The following is a 21,657-nucleotide window of genomic DNA, read 5'->3' as shown; positions in this document are numbered from 1 at the left end:
TACAGTAGATAGCCTGTATTGGTATCGGGTTGGGTAACACGACTATCTCAGAAAGCCGCGTCAAATTCAGTATTGGGCTTAGTGCGGGTTAAAAAGGAATAAAAAATACGTTTTATTCCTTTTGGTGATAATTAGCATCTGAAGGCGTTAGCCACAACGCTAACTTATAGGTCTATTTGGCCTTTCATGAAAATGCGAGCATCACCGGCGATTAAGGTGCGATCACCGGCTAAAGTGCAGAATAACTCGCCACCGCGTGCTGATAGCTGCCGGGCATGGAGTGAGACTCTGCCCAGCCGCGCCACCCAATAGGGCATCAGGCTGCAATGAGTAGAACCCGTCACCGGGTCTTCATTACTGCCGAGTGTGAAGTAACGGGAGACAAAATCCACTACATCACCGGGTGCCGTGACAATCACACCACAGCCCGTATAGGCAATTAGCGCGGCGATATCCGGCTGTAACTGCTGCACCTGCTGCTCACTCTCCAGCACCACCAGCAAGGCTTTAGCCTGCCATACTTGCTGGATATTCACGCCAATCAAGGCTTGGAGCTGTGCATCAATCGCAATTTGTTGCGGTGGCAAAGAGGGGAAATCCAATGATAAGCGGCCAAAGTTTTCCGCATCACGTTTTACATACAAATCGCCGCTGGCGGAGCGGAAGCGAATATCATGCAAACCGGGGTTAACCATACTGAAAATCACATGGGCTGCCGCCAAAGTACCGTGGCCGCATAAATCCACTTCACGATCTGGTGTAAACCAGCGGATCGCTGATTTATCCCCCTCATCCCAGACAAAGCTGGTTTCCGGCAAATTAATCTCAGCGGCGATACGTTGCATTTGCTCAGCCGAGAGCGGTTTTTTCAGCAAATAGACCCCGGCAGGATTACCGGACAGACCGTCGCCAATAAACGCGTCAACATGAAAATAGTTATAAGCCATCAATTAGCTCCAGTGGTAATGATCTAAATCATTCGAGTTGCAAGAAGGCAGCAACTGAGTAAATGACTGGGGTGACAAATCGGTCGGGAACCGATTTGAACGCGGTTTGCAGCGGCCTCGAAGAGGCGAGGCCCATCAATGGGCCGAGTAATGAAAGCAGCCAACACACATGCAGTTTGAAGGATGGCGAGTATCGTTAATGCCAAATCAGCAACACACAGGCTGCCGTCAGCAAGCCCATCGCGATATTAAAGGTAAACCAGGCGCGGCGGCTGCGTAACAAACGGCCAATCAAAGTACCAAAACCCAGCCAAATAATACCGGCCACCAGATTCACCATAAACATACCAAGGCTTATCATAACAATGGAGTGATTGTAAGCCGCCCCCGCCATACTGAAACTGGCCACCGAACCTAATCCCATCAACCAGGCTTTTGGGTTAAGGAACTGCAATAACCACCCTTGATACAAACGCAGCGGTTTTGGTGGAACAACATTGGTTTCTAATTTTTCATAGGCCGAAGTGGCAATTTTCCATGCCAGCCATAGCAGATAAAGACTACCCAGGATTTTCAGAATTAAGTGCAAGGAGGGGTAGATCAGAATCAGGCCACCGACGCCAAACGCCACCAGCAGCAGCATGCTTTGCATGCCTAACATAATGCCTAACATCAACCAGATAGACCGCATAAAACCAAAATTGGCCCCAGCTGAAGTTAACAGCATATTGTTTGGGCCAGGGGTGATAGCGGCAACCCAGAGAAAACCTACCATTGAAAGAAATAAACTCAGTTCCATGAGACGGGTGCCTCTCACCCAAAATGATGCGCGATATACCCATGAAGCTAACAGTGTGCTATTGATCACACAAGAGCAACAACATGATTTCCATTCACCATATGCATGAAATATTTCGTCCACTGGCCGGTGCCAGCAATCCACATCTGCAAACGCTGCTGCCACGGCTGGTCAGGCGGCGGGTTCAACTGCAACCTTTTTGGCAACGGCTGGAATTGCCCGATGGGGATTTTGTCGATCTAGCCTGGAGTGAAAACCCCGAGCTGGCACGGGATAAACCCAGAGTCGTGCTATTCCACGGGCTGGAAGGGAATTTTTACAGCCCCTATGCCCACGGTTTGCTGCGCGCCTGGCAAGACAAAGGGTGGCTGGGTGTGGTGATGCATTTTCGCGGATGCAGTGGCGAACCCAATCGTAAATCACGAATTTATCATTCGGGTGAAACAGAAGATGCCCGGTTCTTTCTGCGTTGGTTGCGGCAAACCTATGGTCAGGTTCCCACCGCCGCGGTTGGCGTCTCTTTGGGCGGCAATATGCTGGCGCTCTATTTGGCTGAACAAGGGCAGTTGGCTGAGCAAGGGCAAAAGAGCTTATTAGAGGCAGCCGTGGTGGTTTCTGCGCCACTGATGCTTGAGCCTTGTGCTAATCGTATGGAACAAGGTTTCTCTCGCGTCTATCAGCACTATTTGTTGAACCAACTGAAGTTAAATGCCACCCGCAAGTTATTACATTACCCCGGTAGCCTGCCGCTGGAACTATTGCAGATAAAAAGACTACGGCGAATCAGAGATTTTGATGATGTAATAACTGCTAAAATACATGGCTTCAATGATGCGGTAGATTACTATCGCCGTTGCAGCGCACTGCCGTTATTACCACAAATTCGGACTCCGCTGCTGATCATTCATGCTAAAGATGATCCGTTTATGACCACTGAAGTCATCCCGGATCTCAGTGAGTTACCGGACAATATTGATTACCAACTCACCGAGCACGGCGGCCACGTTGGTTTTGTCGGCGGTTCGCTAAAACATCCACAAATGTGGTTGGAACAACGCATCCCAGCCTGGCTTTCCCCCTATTTGGAGCAACAGTAATGATAGTGCCCTGGCAGCAAGTCGACAGTGAAACTTTGGATAATTTGCTCGAAGCGTTCGTATTACGTGAAGGCACCGATTACGGCGAACATGAACGCTCTCTGGCGCAAAAAGTTGACGATGTGCGCCGTCAGTTAGTCAGCGGCGAGGCGGTATTAGTGTGGTCAGAATTGCATGAAACTATCAATATCATGTCACGGGGTTCGTTCCGTGCCGGAGCTGAAGAGCAGCAGTAATTTGTGTCTTTTCATTACTTGATTCGATAAAAACCACAATGAAACAAGATGACAAGCCCGCCGCTTTGCCCTAAAAATAATCATTCGCGACAAAAAAACGCCAATGGCAACCGCCGCCCTTGAGGATCTTACCCCACGGAGTTACAGCTACTATGTCAACTAAACATCCGGTTATCGCCGTTACAGGCTCCAGTGGCGCAGGGACAACCACCACCAGCCTGGCGTTTCGCAAAATTTTTCAGCAGTTAAACATCAGTGCGGCGCAGATTGAAGGGGACAGTTTCCATCGCTATACCCGCCCGGAGATGGATGCCGCAATCCGTAAGGCGCGGGATCAAGGCCGGCATATCAGCTATTTTGGCCCGGAAGCCAATGACTTTGGTCAGTTGGAGCAGAGTGTGGAGGAGTACGGCAAAAGCGGCACCGGGCGCTCACGTAAATATCTCCATACCTATGATGAAGCCGTGCCTTACAACCAGATCCCCGGCACGTTTACTCCGTGGGAGGCACTGCCGCAGCCCACCGATGTTTTGTTTTACGAAGGGCTGCATGGCGGTGTTGTCACTGAACATCATGATGTCGCAAAGCACGTTGATTTATTGGTTGGCGTAGTACCGATAGTCAATTTGGAGTGGATTCAAAAACTGGTGCGCGATACCGGAGAGCGCGGCCATTCCCGTGAGGCGGTGATGGATTCGGTGGTGCGGTCGATGGATGATTACATCAACTACATTACGCCACAGTTCTCACGCACCCATATTAACTTCCAACGCGTTCCGACGGTTGATACCTCTAACCCCTTTGCTGCCAAAGCTATTCCGTCACTGGATGAAAGTTTTGTTGTTATTCACTTTCGTGGGTTGGATCAAATCGATTTCCCTTACTTGCTGGCGATGCTGCAAGGCTCATTTATCTCCAATATCAATACATTGGTCGTGCCGGGCGGGAAGATGGGGCTGGCGATGGAGCTGATTATGGCGCCGTTGGTGCAGCAACTACTGGAAGGTAAGAAGATAGGCAACTGATTAAAGAATAAACCCATAACCTATTCAGCAAGGTTATGGGTCAGCACTTTTACGCGATGTCACGAATTTCAAAACTGTGGGTAATGGTTGCGGCCTTCCCCAGCATTAAAGAAACCGAGCAATACTTCTCAGCCGAAAGCTCAACCGCACGCTTAACGATATTATCCGTCAGGCCTTTACCGCTGACGATAAAATGCAAGTTGATGTGCGTAAACAACCGTGGTGCTTCTTCCCGACGCTCCGAGGTTAATTTGACCTCACAATCGCGCACATCGTTACGCCCTTTCTGTAAGATAGAAACGACATCAATTGCACTACAGCCACCGGCTGACATCAACAACATTTCCATCGGACTGGGTGCTTTGTCTCCCGCATTCCCATCCATCAAAACCTGATGACCAGATGCGGATTCACCTAAAAATGTCAGCCCCTCAACCCACTTTACTCGTGCCTGCATAACGCATACTCCCGGTTAAATTTTCCGCTTCAGACTACCCTTTCATTTATAAACTGGCAATGTAACCCGATGTTCATCATGCTGAAGCGATACAACACAAGACACTGGCCTCATCCTGTGCTACAAACAGGATCGAAAGTGATGCTTCTAGCATTAAATAGGGTAGCTTCCAATACTCAGTGAAGGGTTTCTATCCGGTACGTATCTTGGCTATACCTTTCGGCAGTTGAGCAAATTAATATGCTATACCCGATAGATTCTAAGTTGTCGGATATAAAGAACGTGTATTTTATAAGCACGCCGTACAGGGAACTCTGAGCCCTGTTAAGTTAGGCAGCGATAACAACAGAGGATAACAGCGAATGGTTCTCGGCAAGCCACAAACAGACCCGACTCTCGAATGGTTCCTGTCTCATTGCCATATCCACAAATATCCATCGAAAAGTACGCTAATTCACCAAGGTGAAAAGGCCGAAACGCTTTACTACATCGTGAAAGGCTCCGTTGCGGTGCTTATCAAAGATGAAGAAGGTAAAGAGATGATTCTCTCCTATCTGAATCAGGGAGATTTCATCGGCGAGCTTGGATTATTTGAAGAAGGCCAAGAACGTAGTGCCTGGGTTAGAGCAAAAACCGCCTGTGAAGTGGCTGAAATTTCTTACAAAAAATTCCGTCAATTGATTCAGGTTAATCCAGATATCTTGATGCGCCTGTCTTCACAAATGGCGAATCGCTTACAGATAACGTCTGAGAAAGTGGGTAACCTCGCTTTCCTTGATGTAACGGGGCGCATTGCACAAACACTGCTTAATCTGGCAAAACAACCTGATGCCATGACCCACCCAGATGGGATGCAGATTAAAATTACCCGCCAGGAAATTGGTCAAATAGTTGGCTGCTCCCGCGAAACTGTGGGGCGGATACTAAAAATGCTCGAAGATCAAAACCTGATCTCCGCGCACGGTAAAACGATCGTCGTTTACGGCACTCGTTAATTCCCATAAAACCGGTGCGGAGACTATCGGCACCGGTTTTTTCTGTCATGTTGTGAATCATAAATTCCTGAGGCCAGCATGAATTGGCAACAGCTTATTTATCATTCTGAAATTATTTATAAACCTGATGTTAATTATGCACTCCGCCAAACATGGGTTCCCTGTCCAACGGCAGCGTTAGGCTTTTCCTCGGCAAGCGGCAAAAAGCTTCTCAATTATGTTGTCTAGCCTTTTATCAAGCCAGCAATCGCTTTTTCCAACCGCACCATTCCTTGCTTAATATCTTCCACGTCAATAACCAACGATGGCGCGAACCGCAGCACATCCGGCCCGGCATTGAGGATCATCAAACCATTGGCCGCAGCGGCGTTTAAAAACTCCCGCGCCCGACCACGGTATTGCGCTGTTAGCTCTGCGCCAATTAACAACCCCATGCCACGGATGTCACTGAAGAGCTGATACTTGCTGTTGATATCATGCAGAGCCTGCACAAACAGACCGTGGCGCTGTTCTATACCATTAAGTACCTCAGGGGTATTAATCACATCCAGCGCTGCCTCAGCAACGGCACAAGCCAGAGGATTGCCGCCGTAGGTTGTGCCGTGAGTGCCGACAGCCATTACTGAGGCAATCTCTGCGGTGGTCAGCATCGCACTGATAGGGAAGCCGCCGCCTAAGGCTTTCGCGGTGGTCAGAATGTCAGGGGTCACACCATAGTGCATATAAGTAAACAGCTTACCGCTACGCCCCATGCCGCTTTGCACTTCGTCAAAGACCAATAGCGCCTTATATTGATCGCACAAATCGCGCACACCTTGCAGGAATTCAGGATTCGCCGAGGTAATGCCGCCTTCGCCCTGAATTGGCTCAAGTACCACCGCGCAGGTATGATCGTCCATAACGGCTTTCACCGCCGCCAAATCATTAAACGGCACATGGACGATATCGGCAGGTTTTGGGCCAAAACCATCGGAATATTTCGGCTGGCCGCCAACCGATACGGTAAACAGGGTGCGGCCATGAAACGCATTGTGGAAAGCAATAATTTTGGTTTTATACGGGCTGTAGCGCTCAATGGCGTAATGGCGAGCTAACTTAAACGCTGCCTCATTTGCTTCACCGCCAGAGTTAGCGAAAAACACCCGATCCGCAAAGGTGGCAGCAATCAATTTTTGCGCCAAACGCAGGGCCGGTTCGTTGGTGAATACGTTGCTGGTATGCCATAACATTTCACCTTGTTGATGCAGTGCGGCAACCAGCGCCGGATGACAATGCCCCAGCGCAGTAACCGCAATTCCGCCAGCAAAATCAATATATTCAGCACCTTGCTGGTCCCACACTCGGCTGCCCTTTCCCTTGACCGGAATGAACTGCGCCGGCGCATAAACAGGCAAAATAACTTGATCGAATGTACTGCGAGTTACTGCTAATTTATCTGTCATTGCGCTATCCACCGTGATAAACCATTAAGCTGCCAATTGCTGGCGCATGAAAATATAATCACAAAATATGCATAAAAAGTCATAATCAAGCAAACAAAAAGATCATTTTATTAGTGAAATCAACCTAACATTTTAATTTTTAAGGAAATTATCTAATAATTGATGGCCTTGCTCGCTAAGAATACTTTCGGGATGGAACTGCACTCCCTCCAACGGCAAGGTGCGATGGCGAACCCCCATGATTTCATCCATCACACCGTCTTGTTCCGTCCATGCCGTCAGCTCAAAGCAGTCGGGCAGTGAGTCAGCGGCAATCACCAGAGAGTGATAGCGGGTAACCGTTAGCGGCAGATTAAGACCACGGAACACCCCCTGCCCACGATGACAAATAGCGCTGGTTTTACCGTGCATCACCTGCCTGGCCCGCACTACGCGCGCGCCAAATGCCTGCCCCAGCGCCTGATGGCCGAGGCAAACACCAAGAATGGGTAATTTATCCGCAAAATGGCGGATGGCCGCTAAAGAAATCCCAGCCTCATTCGGCGTGCAAGGGCCGGGGGAGATAACCAGATGGGATGGCGCTAATCTTTCAATATCAGCCAGTTGCAGTTCATCATTTCGCTTAACCACCACTTCGGCACCCAGTTCACAAAAATACTGGTACAGGTTGTAGGTAAATGAATCGTAATTGTCGATCAATAACAGCATTTCATATCCAAGAATCAAGTTAACGCTTGCGCCCACCAGTAATCGAACCCAGTACGCCGCGCAAAATTTGCCGCCCCAAATCCCGCGCCATGCTTTTGGCCGCAGTCTGGACAATACCATCCCGCTTGCCACCCCGTGGGCCAGTGGAGCCAAACAGTAAATCATTCAGCCCATCCATTAAACCGCCGCCCTGAGTTTCAGGCTGCTGCGGTGCTGTCGCGCCGCCCGGAGCCGCATCGCCCAAGGTGGAAGAGCCACCTGCGGATAATTTCTCGTAAGCCGACTCGCGATCCACCATCTCTTCATAGCGGCCATACAGCGGTGAATGATTGATGGCATGATTACGTGCCGCAGCATCCAATGCGCCCATTTTCGATTGTGGAGCGATAACCATAGCGCGTTCAACCACATTCGGCCGCCCTTTCTCATCGAGAAAAGAGATCAACGCTTCACCCACACCCAACTCGGTAATTACCTGTTCGGCGCTGAAAGCCGGGTTCGCGCGCATGGTTTGGGCCGCCGCTTTAACCGCTTTTTGATCCCGTGGAGTAAAAGCACGCAGCGCGTGTTGCACCCGATTACCCAATTGGCCGAGAATATTATCCGGAATATCTAACGGGTTTTGTGTCACGAAATAGATACCGACCCCTTTTGAGCGAATCAGTCGTACCACTTGCTCGACTTTATCCACCAGCGCCGCCGGCGCATCATTGAACAGCAAATGGGCTTCATCAAAGAAAAAGACCAGCTTAGGTTTATCCATATCGCCCACTTCTGGCAATTGTTCGAATAATTCAGCCAGCAGCCACAGTAAAAAAACGGCGTACAGTTTTGGCTGATTAATTAATCGATCCGCTGCCAGTAAGTTGATAACACCTTGCCCATGACTATCGGTTTGCATTAAATCATGGATATCCAACATCGGCTCACCGAAGAACTGATTTGCGCCCTGCTGTTCCAATTGCAGCAGACCGCGCTGGATAGCACCTATCGAGGCGGGGGTGATATTGCCGTATTGTGTGCGGAACTGCTTGGCATTGTCCCCGACATACTGAACGATCGCCCGCAAGTCTTTCATATCGAGCAGCAGCAGGTTGTTGTCATCGGCGATTTTGAACACCAACTGCAACACGCCGCTTTGCACGTCATTTAGATCAAGCAGACGCCCCAGCAGCAGCGGGCCAAGATCAGAAATGGTGGCTCGGATCGGGTGACCCTTCTCAGCGAAAATATCCCACGGCACAATCGGACATGCTTGTGGCTGCCAGTCAGTCACCCCAATGGCCGCCAGTCGTGTTTGCAGCTTCTCCGACCCAACTCCTGCCGCACCGATGCCGGATAAATCTCCTTTCACATCCGCCAGAAATACCGGCACGCCAATGCGGGAGAATTGCTCGGCCATCTTTTGTAAGGTGACCGTTTTACCCGTGCCGGTCGCACCAGTAATCAGGCCATGTCGGTTAGCCAGTGCCGATAAAATCACTAAATCCTGTACGGGCTGCGCCTTCGCGATAAGTAATGTTTCGCTCATAAACCGTTACCCCAAACTGAGACAGATACTTGATTATAAGCACGCGGTTGGGACAAACGGATTAATTTCTGGCAGGAACAGGATTTAAGCAATAAGGGAACCAGCCTTCAGGGGATTGAAGGCTGGTCTGGGTAATTAAGGTAAAACTTTCGCTGACAGGATGGTGATCGGCTTAACCGGCACATTCTGGTACGGGCCAACGTTTTCGGTCTGAACCTGAGAAATTTTCTCTACCACATCCATCCCTTTAACCACTTTACCGAACACGGCATAACCGAAGTCACGCTGACCGTGATCGAGGAAAGCATTGTCTGCCACGTTCAGGAAAAACTGGCTGGTGGCGCTGTCTTTATCGGCGGTGCGGGCCATCGAGATGGTGCCGCGCAGGTTACGTAGGCCATTATCCGCTTCATTTTTGATTGGTGTTTTAGCCGTTTTTTGTTTGAAGTCAGCCGTAAATCCGCCGCCCTGCACCATAAAACCTGGAATAACACGGTGGAAAATAGTGTTGTTGTAATAACCGTTGTTAACATAATCAACGAAATTCTGGGTCGAAACCGGGGCCTTCTGGCTATTGAGTTCCAACTCAATATTCCCAACCGATGTCGTTAACAACACATGAGGCTCACTGGCAGCTAAAGCAGCAGGTGCCACGGCGCTGAGGGAACAAATTGCAATGAAGGTCACTAGAGTACGTTTGAACATTAACGGTTCCTTTCTGTGGGATGCGAACAACGGAAAAGCGCTTTGATTCTAGAGAGCTGATCGTCGCAATGCCACCCATTTACCGATATTTACGTAACAGAATGCGCATTTTCACCGAAATCTTATAATATCGGGCGATTAACCGCCCCAAGACCGCCCATTAGACAAATTAACGCATTCACCCAATCCCAGGCAACAGTGGAATTCTGCAATCAGGATCACGTCTTGCTGATCCCCCGACGTCCAAACTGCCGCTTTTGTGAGTAATATCGCATTTTGTTTTTGACCATTCGTTAATCTCCCTCAAATGAGAGCGCTCTCATTTTAAATTAATCCCTTTTGAGGCCACGTTATGAAAACCTTTAAAATTGCCATTATTGGTGGCGGCAGTAGCTATACACCGGAGTTGGTTGATGGACTGATTCAACGGATCAATGAGTTGCCGGTCACTGAATTGGCACTGGCTGATGTAGAACTGGGCCGTCAAAAAGTAGAGATTATTGCCGCACTCACCCGCCGGATGCTGGCACGCCACGGGCTGGAACACGTTAATGTCAGCGTTCACTTCTCGCTGGATAGCGCCATTGAAGGGGCCAGCTTTGTGCTGACGCAGTTCCGGGTTGGGCAGTTACCCGCACGAGCGGCAGATGAGCGCTTGGGGCTGAAATACAACCTGCTGGGTCAGGAAACAACCGGGGTGGGGGGTTTTGCCAAAGCACTGCGCACTATTCCAGTGATGCTGGATATCGCGTCGAAAGTCGAACGACTGGCACCGGATGCCTGGATTATCAACTTCACTAATCCGGCCGGAATCGTCACCGAAGCCGTTTCTCGTTATAGTAAAGCAAAAATCATTGGTTTGTGTAATGTCCCAATCAGTATGCATCATATGATAGCTAATTTGCTAAAAGCGCCTTATGAAGATATCCAACTGCGCTTTGCCGGGCTGAACCATATGGTATGGGTGCATGAGGTGTTACAGCAGGGTAAAGATGTCACCGCCGAGGTGCTGAATATGCTGTGTGATGGTGCCTCACTGACCATGAACAATATCAAGGAAGCGCCTTGGCCACCGGAGTTCCTGCGAGCTATGGGCGCGATTCCTTGCCCGTATCACCGCTATTTCTACCAGACTCAGGATATGCTGGCAGAAGAGATGGCGGCTGCCGCAGAGCGCGGGACGCGGGCCGAACAAGTGATGCAGGTAGAAAAGGCGTTGTTTGAGCTGTACGCTGATCCCCATCTGGACAGTAAACCCGAGCAGCTCAGTTTCCGCGGTGGATCGTTTTATTCTGAAGTCGCACTGGAGCTTATTCGCGCAATCCATAATAATTTGGGTACACAATTAGTTGTCAATACAACAAACCGTGGTGCGATTCGCGGATTATCTGACAATTCTGTGGTAGAAACTAACTGCATTATTGATGCTCAGGGTGCCCATCCGCTCACCTTCGGCCCATTGCCGGTTTCTATGCATGGACTGACTCAGCAAGTGAAAGCCTATGAACGTTTGACGATTGAAGCGGCGGTGCACGGTGACCGTCGCAGCGCCTTGCTGGCATTAGTGACCAACCCACTGATCGGTAATGCCAGCATTGCCCAGCCGTTATTAGAAGAGGTTCTACTGGTCAACAAACCTTACCTGCCTCAGTTCAAAGATTTGTAACATTAACTCATTTTATACCCAACGTAATTGGAGTCGCAGGTAGGTAGCAAACGAATGAATCCCGATGAGCTTACTCAAGTAAGTGACTCGGGTGAGTAAGTGGAGCTAACTCTCTGCGTCTTCAGGCACAAAGGGGATTGGAGCAAGATGATGGTCACACTAGAAGACGTCGCGGCATTAGCCGGGGTTTCCCGTGCTACGGTTTCCCGCGTGGTCAACGGTGATACCAATGTCAAAACGCCAACCCGCGAGAAAGTTGAGCAAGCCGTCGCGGTTCTGGGTTATACCCCTAATCCTGCGGCACGCGCGCTGGCCTCCAGCCAGAGCAATACGCTGGGGCTGGTGACCACCTCTTATCGGGGGGGGTTTTTTGGTGCGTTGATGGATTTTGTGCAAACAGAAACTGAATCTCAGGGTAAGCAGCTCCTGGTGACTCAGGGGCGAGATAACGCCGAGAAGGAGTGGCAGGCCATTCAGCGGCTGTATAACTTGCGCTGTGATGGCTTAATTTTGCATGTGCGTTTTCTCAGTGATGAGAAGTTGCGCCAACTTGCCGCAGCAGATCGGCCCTTCGTGTTGCTTGACCGGCTGGTTCCGGGCCTTGAAGCCCGCTGTGTCACCTTCGATCACCGCAGTGCCAGCCAGATGGCAACACAGGTACTTATTGATGCGGGTCACCGCGATATCGCCTGTATCAGCGGATCGGCCCAGCGCTATTCCAGTTTGCTGCGTCGTCAGGGTTTCATTGATGCCATGCAATTGGCCGGTTTGGAACCGGTCGCCAGTGTGGAAGGCGTTTATGATTTAGAAAGTGGCTACCAGCGAGCAGATGAAATCCTGCAACAACCCCGCCTGCCGACAGCGATTTATTGTTGTAACGAAGAAATGGCCATTGGTGCGCTGCTGGCTATCAACAAACACCATTTGCAAGTGCCACAAGATATCTCACTGATCTGCTATGACAGCGGTGAACGCGCCCCGTTTGTTTGCCCGGCGTTAACCAGTTTGCATTTCCCCATTGTGGAAATGGCGCAATACGCCACCCGACTGCTAATTAACCCACTGATTACCAACGCCAACTTCCCGCCCACGATTGTGATACGTAATTCGGTTATGCCGCCTAAAAAGAGCCTTTAACGAACGGTAATTCATTGAAAAAGGTGGCAAGCCAATGCCTGCCACCCAGCTAATTTCACGCGGGAATTCCGATTAGAACGTCACATTCAGTTTTGCCCAAAAGGTACGGCCCGGCTCGTTCACTGCGGTATTGGTGGAATAACCAAATCCGCTGTTACCCGCTAGATTGAGGTGCTCGCTGTAAGCTTTATTCAGCAAATTATCCACGCCGCTACTGATTTTCACTTGTTGGGTCAACTTGTAGGCCACATTAGCGGACAGGACGCCAAAACCGGCACTGTCAGCAAAGTCTTTGCCAACCACATTCCCCTCGTTAATCGCAACCCGATGCTGGCTACTGACCAGCCGCCATAGTGCGGTGCTGCTCCAACTGCCGGTTTCATAGGTCAGCCCCAAGCGTGCTTCCAGTGGGGGGATTTGCGGCAAGGGGCGGTTGTTACTGGTATTTTCCCCCCAGGCATAAGCCACACTGGCATCGGTTTTCCAATGGTCACTGAACGCATACCCGGCCCCCATCTCTGCTCCCATGATGGTGGCATTGATATTTTCCGCCTGACTGATACGCAGGTTTTTCGGGTCATACTTGAACAGAATAAAATCGTTAACCCGGCCCAAATAAGCCGATATCCAACCATTTAGCTGCTCGCCACTATATTGGGTACCGATATCAAGCTGAGTGGTTTTCTCACTGGCGACGCCCTCAAAAGCACTGCCGAACCCGGTAGGCCCAACTTTCGGTGAAAACAGCTCCCAGTAATCAGGAAAACGCTCAGTATGGCCCAATCCGGCGTACCACATGACAGGCAGGTCAGCCAGATTATGTTCAAAACGCATGAAACCGGCTGGCAGCGTAGCTGAGCGTGTCGGTTCATCGGCACGGGTGTAATTTGTGACGTGGTGATGGTCAATACGGGCACCGGTAATCAGTTTATCTTGCTCGCTGGCAGCCCAGGTCAACTCACCGAACATGCCATAATTATCGAAGCGGGCATTTTTACTCCAATTGCCTTGTTTATTTTTACGGTGCGTGTTGGTTTGCAGGTCTGTTCCCGCCTCCAGTTTAATGTCTTCCCACAACCAGGTCCCCATAACCCGGCCCCCCATTGTGCGCCGGTCCAGATTACTCGACATTGCCATCATCGGTGGGGTGCGTAATGTGTAGTTATCCATAATATGATTGACGTAGTTGTAATAAACTTTCGCTTCGATTTTATCTAACACGTCACCAATATTGGATTTCTCAAAACGCCCGCCCAGGCTTTCTCGCAAGAACTGAGAGCCGTCCATGCCACGCCCTGCATAGCTTGCTTCACCGTCGCCTTTACCTGCGGTGAGTTCAAGCAAGGTATCGGTATCCGGTGTCCAGCCCAACGCCATATCCGCATTCCATTTATCCCATTTCGACGGCACCCGAGTACCATTACCGTCTTTATAATCTCCGGCTTGAGACTGATTCCCCATCATACGCAAATAGCCTTGCTCGTTGCCCAGGCTGGCATCAATGTTTTTATCCCAGCGGCCATTAGAACCCACCAGTAAACTGGCATTTCCTTTGATACCCGCGTCGGCAAAATGGGGTTGTTCACGCTCAAACAAAATGGTTCCCGCAGACGCTCCCGGCCCCCACAGTACAGATTGTGGCCCTTTGACTACCGTTAACAGATCAAAACTCTCTGGTGAAATATACGATGTAGGCGCATCCATCCGTGATGGGCATGTTCCCAGCGTTTCAGCCCCATCCGTCAGAATCTTTATGCGCGAACCAAACATGCCACGGAAAACCACATCACCATTAGTTCCGCCATTGCGGATTTGCGAAAAACCGGGAATGGTTTTCAGATAGTCAGCACCATCACTCGCAGGCACGGGCTGGCGTGGCGTTTTAGGTGAGGTGACGATGGTGAGTGGCGAGAACGTTGGCGCAGTAACGGTAATGACATCAGCGTCATGGGCTTTTTGGGCGGAATCATCACCGATTGCGTTATTCGCCACCGGCTGATGGGTAACCCCGTTATCATGTTCCATAGCCAAAGCATTTAAGGCCAATACAGAAAGGGTCGTGGTTATTGCACATGCTAATAATGTTTTTTTAAAGATTTTATTCTTACCAGACATAACTATTCCTTGGGTAATACAAATCACTCCAGTAGGGAATTGTCCATACCAGAAAAAGGGGTTTATTTTTTATCGGATTATCAGGAATAGAAGAATGGAGGAGCGCGCGGTTGGTTTTCGGAATAGGTATCGTCAATAATTTTTGAATAGATGAATGAGGAGGGTGATACCTCAGCCAGCAGTAAGACGGCGCGAATATCGGCTTTAAAAGCCGTATTAAGCAACGGAAGGTGGATCAGTAATACACAATAGCCACAGGCGGCATGACCCATCATCATGTCATTATGGGTGGCCTCATGTTGCCCGGCATGGGTGGTCTGGGCGGTTTGGTTATCATGATGCGCCATCTCCGTGGCACAGTCGGTCTCCGACATGGCCGCGGTATTTTGCTCATACGAAAGCGCCAGTGAGGATGACACCACGGGAGCGATAAAGAGCATCAGAATCGCGGCTATCCCCAGCCAGGCGGAATAGCACCTTCTGCGATAATGCATTTGGCCTAATGGCATCCATGTACCAATGGCATGGCAACGGAAATCCCACGGTTCATCACGATAATTCCTTTATCTCAATATACCCTGCATACTTCAGACTGCATGTGTGCTGGTTGCCACGATCAACCCAATATTTTGATTTATAACAACTCATTGGGTTCATTGCATTGCCACCTTCCTGCAATTCGAATTATTTTGGGTATAACAAAAATACAATTGATTACTCTACTGTTTTATTGACAGTTTTTATTGGCGCTGACAGTTCGAGTTCGTGGGAGATCATATATGAACCAGGCTTAACGCGGTGTCAATTCTCATTAAAATAAGAGTATTTCTCATTTGTTCCGAGTCAGAATCTGTGATGCCTCACTATTATTCGCAACAACATCATATCAATTGCATTAAAAGTTGGATATACATCACAAAATATAGCAATGCCTGTGCTAGGATCCGCCGCCTTAGAGCTGGAAACTGGTTTGATGCCTTTTTAGCCCTATGCCCGTTTTTAGCTATTATCTGTCTTTAACTCTTATTTATTTGATACTGACACACAGGCCTATTTATGAATAACAGCAATCGCATTCGGCTAACTTGGATCAGTTACTTTTCTTACGCCCTTACCGGTGCGTTAGTTATTGTCACCGGGATGGTGATGGGGAATATCGCAGAATACTTTAATCTGCCTATTGCCAGTATGAGTAACACATTTACTTTCCTTAACGCGGGCATTTTGATTTCAATCTTCCTCAATGCCTGGTTGATGGAAATCATTCCGTTAAAACGTCAGTTAGTGTTTGGTTTCATTCTGATGTTAATCGCAATTGCCGGATTAATGGTTGGGCATAATCTGATGGTCTTCTCCATCAGCATGTTTATCCTCGGGGTGGTCAGCGGGATAACCATGTCGATAGGTACCTTCCTGGTAACCCATATGTACGCAGGACGTCAGCGCGGTTCACGCCTGCTGTTTACTGACTCCTTCTTCAGTATGGCCGGGATGATCTTCCCGGTTGTGGCTGCCATGCTGCTGGCGCGGCATATCGAATGGTACTGGGTCTATGCCTGCATCGGCTTGTTGTATGTGGGGATTTTCGTGCTGACACTGTGCTCTGAGTTCCCGGTGCTGGGCCATAAAGCCACTGACCAGAGCAAGCCTGTCGCGAAAGAAAAATGGGGTATCGGCGTGCTGTTCCTGGCGATTGCCGCGCTATGTTATATCCTCGGCCAACTCGGTTTCATCCAGTGGGTGCCGGAATACGCCACCAAAACCTTCAATATGGATATCAGCCAGGCAGGCCAGTTAGTCAGTAATTTCTGGATTTCCTATATGATTGGGATGTGGGTATTTAGCTTTATCCTGCGTTTTTTCGATCTGCAACGCATCGTCACCGTGTTGGCGGCGTTGGCGACATTGTCGATGTATATGTTTGTTAGCACGGATAATCCAGAGCATCTGAGCTACTACATTCTGGCTTTGGGCTTTGTTTCCAGCGCAATTTACACCACGCTGATTACATTGGGTTCACTGCAAACCAAAGTGTCTTCGCCGAAACTGGTGAACTTCATTCTGACCTGCGGTACCGTCGGCACCATGCTGACCTTTGTGGTTACCGGCCCGATTGTGGCTAACAGTGGTGTACATGCCGCGCTGACAACAGCCAACGGCCTGTACCTTGCCGTGTTTGTGATGTGCCTGATTCTGGGCTTCTTCACCAAGCACCGTAGCCACGGCCATGAGACTCACTGATTAACCGGTTTTCCTGCCCTGCAGCCACTTAGATGCAGGGCAATACCTATTTGAAATTCACCACCTCTTCCTGACCGAGATAAATCCGGCTCTCTGCTGGCTGCGTTTTGGCAATTACCACGCCGTGACGAATAGAGTAGCGCACTGGCACCTGCCGCCGCACCGCATCAAAACCGCTTTCTGCGGGCAAAATAATCAGATTGGCGCGATTACCGGGCTGCAAACCATAATCCGATAAATTCATCGTTCTGGCGCTATTATGAGTTATCAGATTCAGCCCATCATTGATTTGGTCGTATCCCATCAATTGGCAAATATGCAGCCCCATATGCAATACCTGCAACATATTAGCCGTTCCCAACGGATACCACGGATCGAACACATCGTCATGACCGAAACAGACATTAATCTGTGCCGCCAACATCTCTTTCACCCGCGTAATGCCCCGCCGCTTGGGGTAAGTGTCAAAGCGCCCTTGCAGGTGGATATTGACTAAAGGATTAGCCACAAAGTTAATACCGGACAGCTTCAACAGGCGGAATAGCCGTGAAGTATAAGCGCCGTTATAAGAGTGCATCGCCGTGGTATGGCTGGCGGTCACGCGCGCACCCATGTTTTCCCGGTGCGCCAGTGCCGCCACTGTTTCAACAAAACGTGACTGCTCATCATCAATTTCATCGCAATGCACATCCACCAGCCGCTGATATTTTTGCGCCAGTGCAAAGGCGATATGCAACGACTCAATGCCATATTCGCGAGTAAATTCAAAATGAGGAATAGCGCCAACCACATCAGCACCCAGTCGCAGCGCCTCTTCCAAAAGTGCGGCACCATCCGGATAGGAGAGAATTCCCTCCTGCGGGAAGGCCACAATCTGCATATCCACCCACGGGCTGACTTCCTCTTTGACTTCCAACATGGCGCTTAAGGCCGTCAGGCTGGGGTCGGAAACATCCACATGGGTGCGCACATGCTGAATGCCATTGGCTATTTGCCACTTCAATGTTTGCCAGGCGCGCTGTTTAACATCTTCACGGGTCAGTAAGGCTTTACGCTCAGCCCAGCGCTCAATACCCTCAAACAAGGTGCCGGATTGGTTCCAGCTTGGCTGCCCGGCGGTTTGAGTGGTATCCAGATGAATATGCGGCTCGATAAATGGTGGCAGCGCCAAGCCGCCCTGCGCATCCAGCACGCCCGCACCGGTTGTCAGTTGTTCTGGTTGAGGCGAAATAGCACTGATTTTGCCATCAGCGATAGTTATCTGCCACCGCCCCGCTTGCCCGCTCAATCGCACATTATTAATCGTGGTGAGGAGATAATTTGGTAAGGATTGCGCTGTCATCGATGCCTCCGTGATCTTTTTTATATTCTTGCCATAACAAAAAGCTATTGGCTTTAGCTTACCCGACCAACCGCCCGCTGCCTGATTTTCTTTTTGATGATTTAAAATCTCAGACTGAAACCTTTCAGCTAAAGATGAACAAAATCCGCAACTTATCAAAAAACGTTTAAAATCATTTACCTACCACCTTAGAGGTATATGGAAAGCTAATTGATTTACATCAATAAGTGCGCTGCACGGAAGATTAAGGTGAAGGTAGAAAATTAAAAATTGAGGCAAAAATGAGCAAAGTCAAACTTGCCATCATCGGCAATGGCATGGTCGGCCACCGTTTTATCGAAGACTTATTAGATAAAGCGGATAAGGACCAATTTGAGGTAACCGTCTTTTGCGAAGAACCGCGCATCGCTTATGACCGGGTACATCTTTCTTCTTACTTCTCCCACCACACTGCGGAAGAACTGTCACTGGTTCGTGAAGGTTTTTATGAAAAGCACGGTGTCAAAGTGCTGGTTGGCGAACGCGCCATCACCATTAACCGCAAAGAGAAAGTTATCCACTCCAACAGCGGCCGCACTCTGTATTACGACAAGCTGATTATGGCGACCGGCTCCTATCCGTGGATCCCGCCGATTAAAGGCAGCGAAGGGCAAGACTGCTTTGTTTACCGCACCATTGAAGATTTAAATGCCATTGAAGCCTGTACTCGCCGCAGCAAACGTGGCGCGGTTATCGGTGGTGGATTGTTAGGGTTGGAAGCCGCCGGTGCGCTGAAAAGCCTCGGCGTGGAAACCCATGTCATTGAGTTTGCTTCGGTATTAATGGCAGAACAGCTTGACGCAATGGGCGGTGACCAACTGCGCCAGAAGATTGAGCGCATGGGCGTGAGAGTTCATACCGGTAAAAATACCCAAGAGATTGTTCACGCCGGGCAAAACAGCCGTAAAACCATGCTGTTTGCCGATGGTAGCCAGTTAGAAGTCGATTTTATTGTCTTTTCCACCGGTATCCGCCCACAAGACAAACTGGCTCACCAATGCGGTTTAGCCACAGCGCGCCGTGGTGGTATTGCTATCAATGATTATTGCCAAACCTCCGACCCCGATGTCTACGCCATTGGCGAGTGTGCCTCGTGGCAAGAACGCACCTTTGGCCTGGTCGCGCCGGGCTATAAAATGGCGCAAGTCACCGCTGATCATCTGTTAGGCCGCGAAAATGCCTTCCACGGTGCCGATATGAGCGCCAAACTCAAGCTCCTCGGTGTAGACGTCGGTGGGATTGGTGATGCTCACGGCCGCACTGAAGGCGCACGCAGCTACGTTTATCTGGATGAAAATAAAGAAATTTATAAACGGCTGGTGGTCAGCGCGGATAATAAAACCTTGCTGGGAGCTGTGCTGGTGGGTGATACCACCGATTACGGTAACCTGCTGCAATTAGCGCTGAATAATATTGAGCTACCGGAAAACCCCGACAGCCTGATTTTGCCAGCCCATGCGGGCAGCAAACCGGCGATGGGGGTTGATTCCCTACCAGATAGCGCGCAAATCTGCTCCTGTTTTGATGTGACCAAAGGCGATATTATTCAAGCCATTGGTCAGGGTTGCCACACCGTTGCCGCACTGAAATCTGCCACCAAAGCCGGTACTGGCTGCGGCGGCTGTATCCCGCTGGTAACACAAGTTCTCAATGCTGAACTGAGCAAGCAAGGCATTGAAGTCAATCATCATATCTGTGAACACTTCGCCTACTCGCGCCAAGAGCTGTATCACCTGATTCGGGTCGAAGGAATTAAAACCTTTGCCGCGCTGTTGGAAAAATACGGTAAAGGCTACGGCTGCGAAGTGTGTAAACCGACCATCGGCTCGCTGCTGGCCTCATGCTGGAATGAATATATATTGGAGCCGCAACATACCCCGTTGCAGGACACCAACGACAACTTCCTCGGCAATATCCAAAAAGACGGCACTTACTCGGTTATCCCGCGCTCACCGGGCGGCGAAATCACGCCGGATGGCTTGTTGGCCATAGGCCGTATCGCCAAACAATATAACTTGTATACCAAACTGACCGGCTCACAGCGCGTTGGGATGTTTGGCGCACAGAAAGATGATCTGCCGGCTATCTGGGCACAACTGATTGACGCGGGCTTTGAAACCGGACACGCCTATGCCAAAGCACTGCGTATGGCAAAAACCTGTGTCGGTAGCACCTGGTGCCGCTTTGGGGTTGGCGATAGCGTTGGCTTCGGTGTCGCGCTGGAACACCGCTATAAGGGCATTCGCACCCCGCACAAAATGAAATTTGGTGTTTCCGGCTGTACCCGTGAGTGTTCAGAAGCACAGGGCAAAGATGTCGGGATTATCGCCACCGAAAACGGCTGGAACCTGTATGTCTGCGGTAACGGCGGGATGAAACCACGTCATGCGGACTTACTGGCAGCGGATCTGGATGAAGAAACCCTAATGCGCTATCTCGACCGCTTTATGATGTTCTACATCCGTACCGCCGATAAACTGCAACGCACCTCAGTCTGGCTGGAAAGTCTGGAAGGTGGCATCGACTATCTGCGCGCGGTGATCCTTGATGACAAGCTGGGTATCAACGACCAATTGGAAACCGATATTGCCCGTTTGCGCGATAAAGTGACTTGCGAATGGAAAGCCACCGTCGAAAATCCGGCCGCACAAGTTCGTTTTGCCCACTTTATCAACAGCCCGCAGCGCGACCCGAATGTACAAGTGGTGCCAGAACGCGACCAACATCGCCCGGCCCGTCCGGATGAACGCATCCCTGTTCGGGTGCTGGAACTGGAGGATAACTTATGAGTCAGTGGATTCCACTTTGCCCATTAGCCGATATTTTGCCCGGTAGCGGCGTATGTGGCCTGATTGGTGAGCATCAAGTCGCGGTATTCCGGCCTTATGCGGACGAACAGGTGTTTGCCATTAGCAACATTGACCCCTTCGCTCAGGCCAGTGTGCTCTCGCGCGGATTAATTGCAGAACATCAAGGTGATTTGTGGGTGGCCAGCCCACTGAAAAAACAACATTTTCGCCTGCATGATGGCTTCTGTCTGGAAGATGAAACGCGCTCGGTTGCCCATTTTGATGCGCGGGTTCGCGACGGCATAGTGCAAGTCAAAGCGTGATAGATAACAGTTATCCGGCCAGTGCCGGATAACCACAAAATAACTCTCGATCACAGGTATGAG

The 21,657-nt window shown here is 50.0% G+C and carries 19 protein-coding genes and 1 pseudogene; 10 read left to right on the top strand and 10 right to left on the bottom strand.

The features are described from left to right. Nucleotides 1-164 precede the first annotated feature (164 nt). Together AT01_RS13430 and AT01_RS13425 are read right to left on the bottom strand one after the other, a co-directional pair. Nucleotides 165-947: a PhzF family phenazine biosynthesis protein gene (locus AT01_RS13430; RefSeq protein ID WP_042547513.1), complete on the bottom strand. Its 783-nt coding sequence runs from the start codon at nt 945-947 to the stop codon at nt 165-167. 196 nt (nt 948-1,143) lie between these two features. Next, nucleotides 1,144-1,746, bottom strand: a complete 603-nt coding sequence (locus AT01_RS13425; RefSeq protein WP_042547512.1) for a LysE family translocator — start codon at nt 1,744-1,746, stop codon at nt 1,144-1,146. 101 nt (nt 1,747-1,847) lie between these two features. Here AT01_RS13425 and AT01_RS13420 point away from each other — a divergent pair, with 101 nt between their 5' ends. The 3 genes from AT01_RS13420 (at nt 1,848) to AT01_RS13410 (ending at nt 4,104) form a co-directional block, all read left to right on the top strand. After that, nucleotides 1,848-2,843: a hydrolase gene (locus AT01_RS13420; RefSeq protein WP_042548621.1), complete on the top strand. Its 996-nt coding sequence runs from the start codon at nt 1,848-1,850 to the stop codon at nt 2,841-2,843. Next, on the top strand, nt 2,843-3,079 hold the full coding sequence (locus AT01_RS13415; protein ID WP_042547511.1) for a YheU family protein: 237 nt from the start codon (nt 2,843-2,845) through the stop codon (nt 3,077-3,079). The genes AT01_RS13420 and AT01_RS13415 overlap by 1 nt, the downstream gene beginning before the upstream one ends. Before the next feature lie 152 nt (nt 3,080-3,231). Beyond that, nucleotides 3,232-4,104 carry a phosphoribulokinase gene (locus tag AT01_RS13410; protein ID WP_042547510.1) on the top strand — a complete coding sequence of 291 codons (873 nt, stop codon included), beginning with the start codon at nt 3,232-3,234 and terminating at the stop codon, nt 4,102-4,104. A 49-nt stretch (nt 4,105-4,153) separates the two neighbouring features. Here AT01_RS13410 and AT01_RS13405 read toward each other — a convergent pair whose 3' ends face one another. Then, nucleotides 4,154-4,561, bottom strand: coding sequence for an OsmC family protein (locus tag AT01_RS13405; protein ID WP_042547509.1), 408 nt, complete (start codon nt 4,559-4,561; stop codon nt 4,154-4,156). 362 nt (nt 4,562-4,923) lie between these two features. Between AT01_RS13405 and crp the strand changes: the two genes are divergently transcribed. Further along, nucleotides 4,924-5,556 carry a cAMP-activated global transcriptional regulator CRP gene (gene crp, locus AT01_RS13400; RefSeq protein ID WP_002212297.1) on the top strand — a complete coding sequence of 211 codons (633 nt, stop codon included), beginning with the start codon at nt 4,924-4,926 and terminating at the stop codon, nt 5,554-5,556. Nucleotides 5,557-5,634: 78 nt separating this feature from the next. Beyond that, nucleotides 5,635-5,739, top strand: a pseudogene (locus tag AT01_RS22600) (hypothetical protein); the annotation flags it as partial. A gap of 41 nt (nt 5,740-5,780) precedes the next feature. On the opposite strand, the gene argD reads toward AT01_RS22600, so the two are convergent. The 4 genes from argD to ppiA form a co-directional block, all read right to left on the bottom strand. After that, a complete protein-coding gene (gene argD, locus AT01_RS13395) occupies nt 5,781-6,998 on the bottom strand; it encodes a bifunctional acetylornithine/succinyldiaminopimelate transaminase (RefSeq protein WP_042547508.1) in 1,218 nt (405 codons plus the stop codon). A gap of 132 nt (nt 6,999-7,130) precedes the next feature. Beyond that, nucleotides 7,131-7,706 carry an aminodeoxychorismate synthase component II gene (locus tag AT01_RS13390; protein WP_004702265.1) on the bottom strand — a complete coding sequence of 192 codons (576 nt, stop codon included), beginning with the start codon at nt 7,704-7,706 and terminating at the stop codon, nt 7,131-7,133. Between the two features lie 19 nt (nt 7,707-7,725). Next, complete coding sequence (locus tag AT01_RS13385) at nt 7,726-9,237, bottom strand: helicase HerA-like domain-containing protein (protein ID WP_042547507.1); 1,512 nt, start codon at nt 9,235-9,237, stop codon at nt 7,726-7,728. A 135-nt stretch (nt 9,238-9,372) separates the two neighbouring features. Further along, nucleotides 9,373-9,942, bottom strand: a complete 570-nt coding sequence (ppiA, locus tag AT01_RS13380) for a peptidylprolyl isomerase A (RefSeq protein WP_042547506.1) — start codon at nt 9,940-9,942, stop codon at nt 9,373-9,375. A 352-nt stretch (nt 9,943-10,294) separates the two neighbouring features. Here ppiA and AT01_RS13375 point away from each other — a divergent pair, with 352 nt between their 5' ends. Beyond that, nucleotides 10,295-11,608, top strand: coding sequence for a 6-phospho-beta-glucosidase (locus AT01_RS13375; RefSeq protein WP_042547505.1), 1,314 nt, complete (start codon nt 10,295-10,297; stop codon nt 11,606-11,608). A 150-nt stretch (nt 11,609-11,758) separates the two neighbouring features. After that, a complete protein-coding gene (locus tag AT01_RS13370) occupies nt 11,759-12,745 on the top strand; it encodes a LacI family DNA-binding transcriptional regulator (protein WP_042548620.1) in 987 nt (328 codons plus the stop codon). Between the two features lie 72 nt (nt 12,746-12,817). On the opposite strand, the gene AT01_RS13365 is transcribed toward AT01_RS13370, so the two are convergent. Both AT01_RS13365 and AT01_RS13360 read right to left on the bottom strand, forming a co-directional pair. After that, the gene (locus AT01_RS13365) at nt 12,818-14,860 is read right to left on the bottom strand and encodes a TonB-dependent copper receptor (RefSeq protein ID WP_042547504.1); all 2,043 of its coding nucleotides are present in this window, start codon (nt 14,858-14,860) and stop codon (nt 12,818-12,820) included. 80 nt (nt 14,861-14,940) lie between these two features. Continuing rightward, nucleotides 14,941-15,369 carry a DUF2946 domain-containing protein gene (locus AT01_RS13360; RefSeq protein WP_042547503.1) on the bottom strand — a complete coding sequence of 143 codons (429 nt, stop codon included), beginning with the start codon at nt 15,367-15,369 and terminating at the stop codon, nt 14,941-14,943. Nucleotides 15,370-15,916: 547 nt separating this feature from the next. Between AT01_RS13360 and tsgA the strand changes: the two genes are divergently transcribed. Continuing rightward, nucleotides 15,917-17,101: an MFS transporter TsgA gene (tsgA, locus tag AT01_RS13355; protein WP_042547502.1), complete on the top strand. Its 1,185-nt coding sequence runs from the start codon at nt 15,917-15,919 to the stop codon at nt 17,099-17,101. A gap of 46 nt (nt 17,102-17,147) precedes the next feature. On the opposite strand, the gene AT01_RS13350 is transcribed toward tsgA, so the two are convergent. Then, a complete protein-coding gene (locus AT01_RS13350; RefSeq protein ID WP_042547501.1) occupies nt 17,148-18,443 on the bottom strand; it encodes a cytosine deaminase in 1,296 nt (431 codons plus the stop codon). 281 nt (nt 18,444-18,724) lie between these two features. On the opposite strand from AT01_RS13350, the gene nirB reads away from it, so the two are divergent. Together nirB and nirD are read left to right on the top strand one after the other, a co-directional pair. Then, complete coding sequence (nirB, locus tag AT01_RS13345) at nt 18,725-21,271, top strand: nitrite reductase large subunit NirB (RefSeq protein WP_042547500.1); 2,547 nt, start codon at nt 18,725-18,727, stop codon at nt 21,269-21,271. After that, complete coding sequence (nirD, locus tag AT01_RS13340; protein ID WP_005159717.1) at nt 21,268-21,594, top strand: nitrite reductase small subunit NirD; 327 nt, start codon at nt 21,268-21,270, stop codon at nt 21,592-21,594. The genes nirB and nirD overlap by 4 nt, the downstream gene beginning before the upstream one ends. Nucleotides 21,595-21,657: the final 63 nt, after the last annotated feature.

This window comes from Yersinia aldovae 670-83 (assembly GCF_000834395.1).
GTDB lineage: Bacteria > Pseudomonadota > Gammaproteobacteria > Enterobacterales > Enterobacteriaceae > Yersinia > Yersinia aldovae.
This window is presented reverse-complemented; position numbering and strand designations above follow the sequence as displayed.